We start from the raw sequence: 12,344 nt of genomic DNA, 5'->3' as shown, positions 1-12,344 counted from the left end.
ACGATGGACGAGGAAGAGTCCTTTGAATACACGGTAGGCGGGGGAGCAGAGGATGAGTTTGCTGCCATGCTGTTCGGTTCCACCGAGGGGCGGCGGTCCAACAGGATTCCCGTGACTTACAGGTGGCGGGACATGGATCCCCGGACTGCTGCAGCGGTTTGGAAGCATCTTGGGCAGTGGGTCCAGTGGCTCGTGGACACCTACCATCTGCCCACCTCCGTGATTCCAGATTGCTGGTGGAAGCACAGTGACATGGTTGCCGAGCTCTATGGGCTGCAGCGTGCCGAGCAGGCTTCCTACACCGAGGACGACGGCGGCTTCGGTCCCATCACGTTCCACGAACGGCTGACGTCCAGCATTGAGCGCATGCGCGAACACACAAGAACGGCAGGATGTGTGGGGCTGCAGGCCCACAGGGTGCCCGGTCGCCGGACATTGCCGCCGGACGGGCCTGGGCATAGCAACTGGAGCCCGGATTCGAATGGCTGAGGTATCAGCACGTAGTTCAGGGTTCCGGGCACCATGAACTTGTATCCGCTGTGAAGGCACCAAGCGGATGTGATGTGGAGGTAGTGGCAATGAGCGCAGAATCGTTGGATTCCGATCTTGACCTTGGCAGTGGCGTTGTGGAGCCGCATATAGCGCCACCATCAAGTCATCCGGCACCGGCAGAACGAGTCGAAACACTGACCCAGGGGCTCGTCGACCTCCTGGACCAAGCGGTCAGTGAGCCATGGCGATGGCAAAAGCTCCTCGATAACTCAGCTACTCTATGGCGTTACTCTGGAGGAAACGCCGCCATGCTCATGGCCCAGATGCAGGAACGCGGCAAGGAACCACCCACCTTGGTTGCCGGCTACAAGGAGTGGCAGCGGCATGGACGCTATGTCCTCAAAGGCGAACACGCCCTCTGGGTCATTGCGCCGCTTACCGCCAGAGCCGATGCAGACGAAGATGCTCAGGCGGCGAAGCCACAAACCCCCAGCACGCCAGGAGACCTTGCGGACCGTAGCCGGACTCGCGTCATTGGCTGGCGGGGCCAGGCTGTCTTCGACGTGTCCCAGACTGAGGGGGAGCCACTGCTGGTTCCACGCGGCAACGCCGAACATGCGGTGGAGCCGAGCGTCGGTCACGAAGAATTATGGACATCGTTGGTCGGGATCGCAGGAAGCCGCGGATTCGCCGTGGAATTATCTGACAGCCAACATTCTCTGGCCAGCGGCTACACGAACTTCACTTCACACCAGATCAGCATCGGGGGATGGCTCGAAGTAGATGACAGCCTTGCCGTTCTCGCTCACGAACTAGGCCATGTCATGCTCCACGGACCTGACGATGTTCTCGGCCAGCTCTACGGGAGCAGCGCTGAACACCGAGGACTGGCAGAAGTCGAAGCTGAGTCAGTTGCCTACACCGTGATGAAGGCCCACAGCATCGACCGCGGGCCCCAATCGTCCAGCTACTTGGCAGGGTGGGCTGACGCCGTTATCGTCGCGGAGGCGGACTCAATCATTTCGACAACCGCAGGATGCAAGCTGCTGTCACGCACCGATATCGCTCGGTCCGTTCTCGCTCGGGTGACCTCGGCTTCAAGGAGTATCTTGGACTTGACCTCGCCTATGGAGACTGGCGGGCACCTTAGCGGTTCTCGAACCCAACGAAACCCGTGCATTGATTTATCAAAATCGTGTGGGCCCCTACTTTGCCAGAAAACACCGCGATCGAACATGGATTCTTGCGCGGAAATTAAGTAAAGTACTCCTTTTTTGAACATGCAGGTCGTCTTCAAAAAAGCCTGTTTTGGGGGGTGGCTTCGAGGTACGTGAGATGATGCGGAATTCACGTAGGTAAATTATCGCCGCATGAGCGGCGCCCGAATCGAACCTGACCGCGCCTCAGGAAGGGATTAGATAAAGGCTGCAGACTTCAGCCGCCAAATACTCGGATTGCGCTACTTCACCAACTGAATCGCCTGATCAGGGAAAGAATTCGGTAGATACAGGTCTAAATTACTCCCATTATGATGAACACTACTTTCTATAGCGATGCATTGGTCATTGTGAATGACGACGACGATGTCATTCTTCTTGATCCGTTGACGGCATCATCATGAGAACGAGAGCAGCAGTTCCGACCGGCGCGCTGTGATGTCCGATGCGGTGTCGTCGGGTTGACGTTGTTTGTACAGCCGGCCGCTGGCAGCTTGTCCGTTCCAGAACCGGACGGGTTCCACACGTAATGGCCTTTTCCGGCGGCGGTCACAGCAGAGTAAGAGACATTGGCATGAGAGTTAGGGTGAGGGGCAGGAGCCGGAGCAGGCACGATGACGGGTGTGAACAGCCTGCAACGGGACGAAGCGACCTTACGGTTAGGGGAAAAACCTGCTCGGGATATTCGGACCGACTACGCCCCACGGGCACACCCGTATCCGCACTGTGCGGCCGCGGCTCACTCGCTGTGCTGGCTGCGGCCGCAGCCAGCTCCTGCTGCCAGTACGTGCAGCCGTCATCGTTGAACAACACGACGGCAACCTCTTTGGAGAGCCCATGAACAACTTGGAGGCGCCGGGTCGTGGAGATGTTAAGCTGACCCAAGGGGCGAACCAGCAGACCGTATTGGTCACTCCCACAATGAGTTAAAAGCGTCAACAAATACTGGATTGATTAGATGCGAAAATCGAACGACAGGAATCTGCTGCAGTGACAATTGACTCAAAAGGTTCATCGCAACCTACGCCCAAAGACGATGACACGATACATGTTATCAACTCATATACGCACGTCGGCTTGAATGTACTGGCTGATAGCTTTAGTTTGAATGCACATGAAATGAGTGGCGTAATTCGAACAATGCATCGGCAGGTTATAGCTCAATTGTCTGGAGTGGGTGTACAGTATAGGGATTTAAGAGGCGCGTTGACCCCGCAGCCGAAAAAATCAGAAATTGCTTTTATTTTTAATTCATTGAAAACGGGCAGTAATTCATATGGCCATCATATATCTCATGCTTGGCTTCCTGCGCTTCGAGATCATGGGCCAGAGAAGACTGCCATTAGTGTGGGTGACATTCTGGGAATGCCATCAGAATTTGTTTGGGAGCAGTTTGAAAAGTATCTCTTTGGATCAAAGGACTTTGATAGAATTTCCGCAGAACTTTATTTTGCCGTCTATTTAAGTAACGTAAGTAAAAATCAACTCAAGGAGATGGACGTCGCAATTCGCTCGCACACGGCTTCCTATCTCGGCTACATCGACTGCACAACCTGGAAACCGATCAAATCGGGAATGCTGTTGCCGCAGGTTGGACTGAGGGTTGCCAAGAAGATGGTGACTTCCATGGACGACGCTGGGTACTCAAATCAGGTGGGATATCCACTGGAGCAATATGGGTTTGAACCGGTCGGCATTGAAGAAGATCTATATCATATTATGCTTGATCATAAATTGGATAATGGTGTTCCTGAGTGGGCTGACGCGGATAGCTCAATGGCGCTAAATGCACTGGGTGGCTCAGGTCGGTCAGCCTCAGACGTGGAAATAATTCTTTCGGACACCAGGTTCGATTACCTTATGTCTTCGCATAGCAAAGCTCTCGAAATCTTAGGGCTATTGGGGCTCGATAAATCGTATCTTATCGATGCGGTTAAGAGTAAAATGAATAATCAGCTAATATTCAATTTGAGGTTCAAGGAAGGAACGAAGAATGGTCTGCCGGCGCCAGAAAATGATGCCGTTTTATTCTCTACGCAACTTGAATTTACCGATTCTGATGGTGCGGTGAAATGCTTTCAAGTTGGCATAAAATTTAGTCCTGCACTTCATCAGGGTGAGATTGTGACCTTCTTCTGAGGGGTGATGAGCGTGAACGATGTTCCAAAGAAGATTTCGCGCCATTATTTAATTGCTGCGTCAGATTACATTTCTAACAATCATCATAAAGGGGCAGGTTATATACGTAGCAGTCTGGAGAGAACAGACTAAAGATCCGGCAATTACCAGCGCACTTAACATAATCTGACATGTGGCCAGCTAATGGCCTATCCTGGGTAGTGGTGAATACTGGTTTCGCGTCATTGATCAAGGGTGGTTCCTAGCCCGTATTCGCCTCCGCTATTGTCCAAGGGCCGGCGCTATGGCGCGACAGTCCGACTCGGCGATTCTGTATGTAGGTGGCCAGGGCTGACCGATGTGAACTTGGTCCGGGTCGGGGGCAATAAGGATTACCGACCCGGGCCAGTAGGTTCCTCCCTTGCCCTCAATCCAAGCTGGCTGCGTATAGCCGAATTGGTCCCAATTGATGGTCACCCAGGCACCTGTCGGTTGGACCTCCTGGACGCTGAGGACCGTGACTTCGGTTGTCGTTCCGCCATCGAGGCGAGCTTCCTCAAACTGCTGCCACATGCGTTGAGTATTTGCGTCCCAGATACGGGCATGGCGTACTTTCACTACCCATCGCAGGACCAGCGCTGCCAAGAGGGCGACGAGTAACCCGGTGATGGACACTAGCCAAACTTGCGCTGGCCAGTTCGCGAGGGTTGCCGGAACCAAATAGAGCGTGCACAGGCCAACAAAGATGCTCCACAACATGAGTGGCATCGAGGTAACTGATGGTCTGATCATTGGGTTCATGACCGCACGACTTCCTTTCGACTTCCAGCTTAGAGCGTGGGTCCGACATGGATAAGGGGTTGGCGCATAATTGGTGCAGGCAGGGCAGACGCACCCTGTTCCAACGAATTGGATGGGCCTTCCACCAACGACTGAATGAGCCGCTGCAGGGACGCTCGCTGCTGGGACTGCTCCCACTCATAGCTGGCAGGAACTGGACCAAGCAGATCTGTAGAAGTGGTGATTTCCCAGCGGTCACGGAAGATTGCGACTTCGCCGACAGCGGTGGCCCATTGCTCGGGCTTGACCGTAGACCCGAGAATTCTTTCCAACTCGTGGACCCACGTAGATCCAACGCTCAGTGATTCCCTGGTCACGCGGTCGCGGCGATTGATCGTGCGGGCGCGTACCTGGCTGATCATGTCCGCAAGGTCCGCACGCTCGGTGAAAAGTACCTCGTCGAGGACGTCTGGGGAAGCCTCCAAGAGGCCGTTGCTGACCGCCTGTCGAAGTCGTGCATGAACGACTGCCATGTGGTCCTGGGCGTCGCCAGGATGCTTCAGAGCGCCTTCCAGAACCCGCTGCGCAGCTGCTGGACTACTTGCCGTTGCTCGTCGCCAGACGGCTACACCCGCGCCCCAGGAGGGCGACTCTTGAAGGTGAGTCACGACGTCGGGCAAAACCTTTGAGATGGCCGTGGTCAGGCCGTCGGCGGCGGCCAGCTGGGCGAGATAGTCGTACTCGGCGGCAAGTCGTTGGAGGGTGTCGCCCTTGGCAACTTCTGCCGCTCGCACTTCGTGGGCGGTACGTTCGGCTCCTTCCGCGGCCAGGACTTCGCCGAGGATCTGTCGCCAGCTGGCGGTTGGTCCGCCTGCTTGCGGTTCGCCGAGGGCGGGGTTGGACTCGCAAACATAGGCAGTGTTGGAATTGCGGCCGCGGGTCATGCCGACGTAGAACAGCTCGCGGGTGAGGCAGCCTTGCGTCAGGACGATGTGGCTGGTGTCCACGGTGATGCCTTGGGAACGGTGGGCGGTGGTTGCGTAGCCGAGCTCGGCGGAGGTGCCGAGATATACCTGGCTGAGTCTGATGGCGGCTCCGGTGTCCACCCGACGGGCGGTGACGCTGCCGTCCCTATGTGGCCGCTTTGTGATGCGCAGGAGGGTGCCGTTGCGGAGGTATTCGCCGTTCGTGTCGATCAACCTGCGGTTGTTCTTGCGGGCGATGATGGTGTCGCCGCGGCCCACGGTCAGGCCGTCGGCGAGGGTGACGGTGTGCTCGGCATCGATAAGACCCGATTCAACCAGCTCGGCGTGGGCGCGCTCGTTCAGGGTGGTGACGGATTCGTTGTCAGGGGCGATCAGGATGGATAATTTGCCGGAACGGAGGTCGGCTGACCATCCGCGGTAGGCATTCTCAATCATGTCCGTGTAGTCACCGTGCTGTATGCGCCCTTGTACGGTGTAAAGGTCGACGCCGTCGATGTTGCCTTCTCGCAGTTGGAGCGAGGCCGGCCCTTCCCAACTGTTGGTGAAGCGGTGGATGCTGGTCAATTCGACAGCTTTGCCGTCACGGTGCAGCCACCCGAGCATGCCGCCAGCATCGATGGCGTCGAGCTGGGCGGGGTCGCCGACCAGCAGGATTTTGGCGGCTGCGTCTCGGGCTTGGTGGACCAGACCAGCGAGTTGAATGGTGGAGATCATGGACGCTTCGTCGATGATGACTAGCTGGTCCTTCCTGAACTGCCAGAGGGACTGCTGGACGGACAGTGCTGTCAGTTGTGCCGCAGCGGCTGTGTGGCTGGTTCGTGGCATTGATTCCAACGTGTGGAACCGGTCGGCACGGTTGCTTGCTCTTCGTCCTACGCTTTCATAGAGCCATTTGGCGACATTCTCCGCAGTGATGCCGAGTTCCTTTGCCAGGACTTCCGCGCTGGCCGCGGCCGGGGCAAGTCCGACGACGCTGCCCTCACCATGGGCGTATTCCCACACGGCCTTGATGGCAGCCATGGTTGTGGTCTTCCCGGATCCGGCGGGGCCAACAATGGCGTCTAGCCTGTTGCCGCTGGACAGCACGCTTTCCGCTGCGGCGAGCTGATCTGGGGCGAGCTGGTAGCCGGCGCGGTGGCGGTAGCTGACGAGTCGATCGCTTGCTGCTGCAACTTGGATGGCAGGTCCGTTGGCGTCGTTCCTTGCCTCCATGACGAATCGTTCGTTGGCCAGGGTATTGGTATCGGTGTAGAGGCGGGCGCCGGGGAAGTCAAAGACTGATTGGCCAGCGTATGCCAGATCGTGTGCAGCATTCGCGGGGAGTCTGTATCGAGTGTCGTTGAGCGACACAGATTGGGATTCAGCTGCTGCGGTGACCGAGTCGATGAGTCGGCGGCGATCCTCGGGGGATTGGCAGCGGATGCCGGCGCAGATGCGTTCGGCCTCGGCAAGGAGGTTCCAGCGGTTCCACGTTGCCCTGCGCTGTGCGACTCCATCCCTGACCATGGCGGCGACCGCATCATTCCATTCCAAGGAGACGTCGGAAGATCTGACAGGGCGTTGCCTGGATCGCCGGATCGTATTCTCAACGACCGTTGTTGGGTTTTGCCCCATGGCGAGGGCTCGCTGTCGCCAGCCTGCACGCAGTTCGGTCAGTGGCCTTGGCGATTCGTCCTTGGGCTGTCGGGTCGACAATGTGGCAATCTGGCGGAGCTTGATGATGGTGGTGGGACTGGGTCGTCTGCCGTTCTCACTGGTCGAGAGCTGGACAAGCCTGTCCGTTTCAGCGGTGATGAGCCTGCTCCGATTGGAAAATTCCTGGATAAGATCCTGGTCGATTCCGGTCAATTCGAGACCTGAATTGCGCCCCACGGCTATGGTGGGCCGGAAGTCTGCCTCCGTTCCGAGGACCCGTTGGAGTTCGTCCAGTAGCAGCCCGTTGAAATGTTCGCTTGCGGCAACGACAGCTTTGTAGATCGTTCGGGAGTCGATGGTCGTCCACGCATCGTCACTACGGCGTTGAACCCGGTTAGCGATGACCAGATGAGTGTGAAGTTGCGGGTCGCCAGCGCGGGATTCCCAATGGTCGAATGCTGCCGCAATGGCACCTTTTGCGCCAACATGGGCAACTCCGTTGCGCCCTGTCCGTGTATGGACGACCTGATCCTCGAGCCAGGCAAGCACGGATTCCACGGCACGATGGTGGGCGGCAAGGACTTGTTGCTGGATGTCTTTGTCAGAGAGAGCCCACAGGACAGAAACGGATTTGGGCACGCTGAGCGTTAGGTCAAATCCGGCCACAGCATGGCGCTGTTGTTCTTCACCGTTCCGGTGGGCAACGGTTGTTTGGCCGTGAGGTCGGCCAAGGACGGTCTGCGTGTCGGGGTGCTGGGCGAGTGAGAATACGGCTTTGGCGTCTGGTGCGGTGACTGGTTGAAGTAGCCTCCGGTCGATGCCGTTGAGGCCCCGGCCCAGCCACCGGCCTTGGGGTGTTCCAGCCTTGACGTAGTAACTGGTGGAATCCCCCAGTGGTTTGATGAGGTCATCCCGCATGGTGGTCTTGAGCAGGTATTTCAACCCGGCGGTGGCCGTCAGCCGGGACAATGAGACAGTCATTGTTCGGGTACCAGAGTGCTGGTTCGCCAGCCACGGCGCTGAAAGATCTCCTTCGTCGCCTTGTCAAGCGGGAGCCCAAGCCGCGAGCAAAGCTCAAACAGCCGACCAGCGATCTGCGTGAAATCCTGGAAGTCAGCACGCTGACTGTGGATGAGCCTGGCGTTCTCCAACTGCAACTCAGTAATTTGAGCCTTCAGTTCTGGGACTTCACAGGCGATGTCGACATTGATTGACGCAAGGTCGCGCAATCGGGTGCGTAGAACATCGGTCTCACGCTCATTCCGGTTGGCCTGAAATGTGAGTCGGTCCCGAGCCTTCCGTTCTGCTGCATCCAGCTGCATCTGAAACTTGGCCGTCGTTGCTTCTAGGATGACGCGGTTCTCGATGACTGCAGATTCAAGCTGCGCTCGCAGTGTCTGGGTAGTGTCGTCGTGGTGCCGGTTTCGCCACTCCCGATCTCGGTGCCGGCGTGAGCAAGTGGGTGAACAGTATTTCTGAGTTGTGCGTCGTGGTTCAAAGACGGTTCCGCACAGCCTGCAAGTTGTCGTTTCCATGCCAGTTCATGGGGCGAAAGGGGATCAACGACGTGCTTGGCCGTCGTGCCAAAAGCCGACGGTCACGTCCTTGGATGCCAGACGTGTGACGGTCTAGATTTATTTACGGTGATGGGTCCGGCTGACTTCGGGCATTGGGCTTTATGAGCTGTTCCAACACCTTTTAGGCTCGGCTTGTCTATGGACTAAGTTTGACAGTGGAGTGCCATATTCCGTTGGCTCGAATGACATGGGGAGTGTAAGTGGTTGCGGTTTCTGTTCTTACTGCTGGTGAACTGAATATTGCGTCGGAATCGGTTGTAGAGGAGCCGACCCGATGACTGCCCAGCTGACTGAGATGCCGCGTCTTCCGAAGCCGGGGGACATCGTCGAGGTCCGCGGTGCGAACTGGGCCGTCGCGGACGTCCGAGAGCAGGGCCTCCCGCGTAGCTCGGCCGACGACGGAGTCCCTCAGCTCAATCACGTAATCTCTCTTCAGTCTCTGGCCGAGGACCGAATGGGTGAGGAACTCAACGTCATCTGGGAGCTGGAGGTTGGTCACTCGGTTGCCCCAGACCAGGGTCTGCCAGAGATTATCACCGCGGAGGGGTTCGATGACCCGAACCGTCTGGCGGCGTTTGTTGATGCTGTCCGGTGGGGTGCGGTGACCTCTGCGAACGAGGGTGCATTCCAGGCTCCATTCCGCTCAGGAGCGAACGTCGAGGCGTACCAGCTCGAACCGTTGCGTCGAGCTCTGCAAGCCCCCCGAGCCAATCTGCTTCTGGCGGACGACGTTGGTTTGGGCAAGACGATCGAGGCCGGCCTGGTCATCCAGGAACTTTTGCTGCGGCATCGTGCCCGCTCGGTCGTGATCGTGTGCCCGCCGAGCCTGTCGCTGAAGTGGCAAGACGAGATGCGTGAGAAATTTGGTTTGGACTTCGTCATCGTCAACTCTGACGTAATGGGCGAGGTGCGTCGAACGCATGGCCTGAATGCAAATCCCCTCCGCCTCTTCCCGCGGGTGATCGTGTCGATGGCTTGGTTGCCGGGGCTCCGTGCTCAGCGGCTATTGCGGGATGTCTATTCCGAGGCCGGCAAGGTCAACAGCGCTCGACGTTATGCATTTGACCTCCTCGTGGTCGACGAAGCCCACCACGTTGCTCCATCGAGCCCGACATCTGTAGGTGGCGCTCGGGGATACGCCGTGGATTCTCAGCGCACGATCGCGGTGCGTGACCTAGCGAAGGTCTGTGAACACCGGCTGTTCCTCTCGGCGACACCTCACAACGGACACTCGGAATCCTTCACAGCGCTGCTGGAGATGATCGACAACCGCCGTTTCTCTCGGGGAGCGACGGTCGACCCCGCAGCACTTAAAGAAGTGACGGTGAGGCGGCTCAAGCGTGACATCAAGGAGAAAGGCTTCAAAGCGCGCCAGCTCGAGACAATTCACTTTGCACCGAGCAAGGACGAACAAGAATCGTTTGAGGCGCTCGATGGCATTTTGGAAGCGAGCGCCCGGGCCAATGGACAGAAGCGCTCGGGCGACATTGTTTCGATGCTTCTGAAGAAGCGCTTCCTATCTAGTCCGTACGCATTCGGGTCCACGCTGGCTGGCTACCGAGAAACTGCCACGGCGGCTCGGACGGAATGGGAGGACGAGGACGGGTATTACGCCGAGGTCCTAGGTTCCGACCAGTCAGACGAAGAGGAGGGCGGAGCCGAACATCCAGAGTTCGATGCGTTGCGCCGGTCCAAGACAACTGACCCACTTGTAACGGCCACTCCGGAGCAGATCACACGGCTTGTGGATTGGGGCCTTAGCTTCCAATCCAAGCCTGACTCCCGGTTGAAGACACTGATCGGCTGGCTAAATGCAATCTGCAGGCCCGACGGCAAGACGTGGTCCAATGAGCGCGTGGTCATCTTCACCGAGTACTCCGACACCTTGAACTGGATCGTGGAAAATCTGCGACAGCGCGGATACGACCAGACACGTTTGGCCACGATTGAGGGCTCGATCGGAACCGAAGACCGCGAACTGACCCGCGCCCGCTTCAACGCTGAACCGAGCCGCGAACCCATCCGTGTCTTGGTCGCCACCGACGCCGCAGGCGAGGGCATTGATCTACAGTCTTACTGCCACCGTCTGGTAAATTTCGACGTCCCGTTCAATCCGTCTCGGCTGGAACAACGCATCGGCCGCATCGACAGATACGGACAGACCGAGACTCCCAAGGTCTACCAGTTCCTGCCCGAAGAGACAGCCGGCACCTACGGGGCGGACATGGACTTTATGCGGCGCATCGCTGAGAAGATTGCAACGGTCGCCGATGACTTGGGCTCGGTGAACCCGGTAATCGACGCCGAAATCCAAAACCATTTCGGCAGGATCAAGGTCGTCAAGCGCACTCAGGAGCTCAACGATGAAGGTAACGCCATTATCAACAAGGCGCTGGCAGGCGACCAGGAGATCAACCGGGCGCTGACTGAGTTGGCTAATACGTACCATGTGCAAAAAGGGCGGATGCACCTCACACCGTTCAATTCCCGCCGTGTCATTGACACCGCGCTAACCCTGACCAACCAGCCCACGCTTCTCTCGGAAGGCTCGGAGGACTACGACTCCGAGGTGTTCCGGGTGCCGGTCCTCGGCAGGTCCTGGCAAGACGCGGTCAAGGGTCTGGACACCCGCCTTTACCCGGGTGTGTATCGGCCCATCACCTTTGATGATTCCGTACTTCAAGGCGGGTTCGAGGACGTTGTACATGTGCACTTGGGACACGGACTGATGCAGAAGGCCTCTCGGATCCTGCGCGCCTCGCTGTTCAGCGCCGAGTCCTCTATCAACCGAGTGACGGCGGTGGTCGTACCCGGCATAGAGCAGTCCTGTGTCGCGGCGATCTCCCGTCTTGTGCTCGTGGGACGGGGTGGATTGCGGTTGCATGAGGAAATCTTCGTGACCGGCATCCGTGTAAAGGGTCAGCGACTGGCCGAGTCAAAGGCCGAAGCCCTGCTCGAACAGACTCTCGACACCAAGGACATGACTCTGGCTGACGAACATGTCCGCGCAGGTCTGGCTCAAGAATGGAATGCAGACGATGGTCGACTGCGCTCACGCTTGGAGACAGAGATGCGCAAACGCGCCACCAAACAGCAGGAATCGGTGACCGCGGATCTAGAGAAGCGCAGAGGCGCAGATACAGAGCGTGCCCGACAGATCTTTGCCAACTTCCGCCGTAACCTGCAGGAGTCCCTGCGTGATCGGCGGGAGAATCAGCAGGAGCTCGAGGGAATGCTGTTCGATCTTGACCCGCGGCAGGCTGAACAGTACCGTCTGGACATCCGATCGATGGAGAATCGACTGGCCAATCTCGCCGAGGAAGAATCTCGCGAGATTGCGGCTATCGCCGAACGCTACACCGACATTCGTCCCTTCGTGTCAGCCGCGGCCGTAGTGTTCGCGCTGACTGAGAAGGACGCCAAGCAGGGAGAACTGTCATGAAGTCACACGGCACCCAGCGGCGGGCCCGGGAACACCGAGACTGGCTCGAATTGGTCGACCGTGATGGCCCATTTGTTGCGATCCCTGCGATCAAGCG

General features: G+C 57.8%; 7 protein-coding genes. 4 read left to right on the top strand and 3 right to left on the bottom strand.

Going from position 1 to position 12,344, the window contains the following annotated elements; genetic code table 11:
* Positions 1 to 3 precede the first annotated feature (3 nt).
* From CVS30_RS06015 to CVS30_RS17770, 3 genes are all read left to right on the top strand, one after another.
* Entirely contained in the window at positions 4 to 489 is a 486-nt protein-coding gene (locus CVS30_RS06015) for a hypothetical protein (RefSeq protein WP_110484404.1), read from the top strand.
* An 89-nt stretch (positions 490 to 578) separates the two neighbouring features.
* The gene (locus tag CVS30_RS06010) at positions 579 to 1,754 is read left to right on the top strand and encodes an ArdC family protein (RefSeq protein ID WP_110484403.1); all 1,176 of its coding nucleotides are present in this window, start codon (positions 579 to 581) and stop codon (positions 1,752 to 1,754) included.
* Positions 1,755 to 2,699: 945 nt separating this feature from the next.
* Positions 2,700 to 3,848 carry a hypothetical protein gene (locus CVS30_RS17770; RefSeq protein WP_146233352.1) on the top strand — a complete coding sequence of 383 codons (1,149 nt, stop codon included), beginning with the start codon at positions 2,700 to 2,702 and terminating at the stop codon, positions 3,846 to 3,848.
* A gap of 261 nt (positions 3,849 to 4,109) precedes the next feature.
* Here CVS30_RS17770 and CVS30_RS05995 read toward each other — a convergent pair whose 3' ends face one another.
* Genes CVS30_RS05995 through CVS30_RS17765 form a run of 3 tightly spaced genes read right to left on the bottom strand, consistent with a single transcriptional unit; the run spans position 4,110 to position 8,763 of the window.
* Positions 4,110 to 4,628 (bottom strand): hypothetical protein, encoded by a 519-nt coding sequence (locus CVS30_RS05995; protein ID WP_110484400.1) that lies wholly within the window; start codon positions 4,626 to 4,628, stop codon positions 4,110 to 4,112.
* A 29-nt stretch (positions 4,629 to 4,657) separates the two neighbouring features.
* A complete protein-coding gene (gene mobF / locus CVS30_RS05990) occupies positions 4,658 to 8,209 on the bottom strand; it encodes a MobF family relaxase (RefSeq protein WP_110484399.1) in 3,552 nt (1,183 codons plus the stop codon).
* The gene (locus CVS30_RS17765; protein WP_146233351.1) at positions 8,206 to 8,763 is read right to left on the bottom strand and encodes a hypothetical protein; all 558 of its coding nucleotides are present in this window, start codon (positions 8,761 to 8,763) and stop codon (positions 8,206 to 8,208) included. The genes mobF and CVS30_RS17765 overlap by 4 nt, the downstream gene beginning before the upstream one ends.
* Positions 8,764 to 9,079: 316 nt before the next feature.
* On the opposite strand from CVS30_RS17765, the gene drmD reads away from it, so the two are divergent.
* Positions 9,080 to 12,247: a DISARM system SNF2-like helicase DrmD gene (gene drmD, locus CVS30_RS05980; RefSeq protein WP_110484397.1), complete on the top strand. Its 3,168-nt coding sequence runs from the start codon at positions 9,080 to 9,082 to the stop codon at positions 12,245 to 12,247.
* Positions 12,248 to 12,344 lie beyond the last annotated feature (97 nt).

The organism is Arthrobacter psychrolactophilus, assembly GCF_003219795.1.
GTDB lineage: Bacteria > Actinomycetota > Actinomycetes > Actinomycetales > Micrococcaceae > Specibacter > Specibacter psychrolactophilus.
The sequence above is the reverse complement of the archived record's forward strand: the minus strand, read 5'-3'. Positions and strand labels throughout refer to the sequence as shown.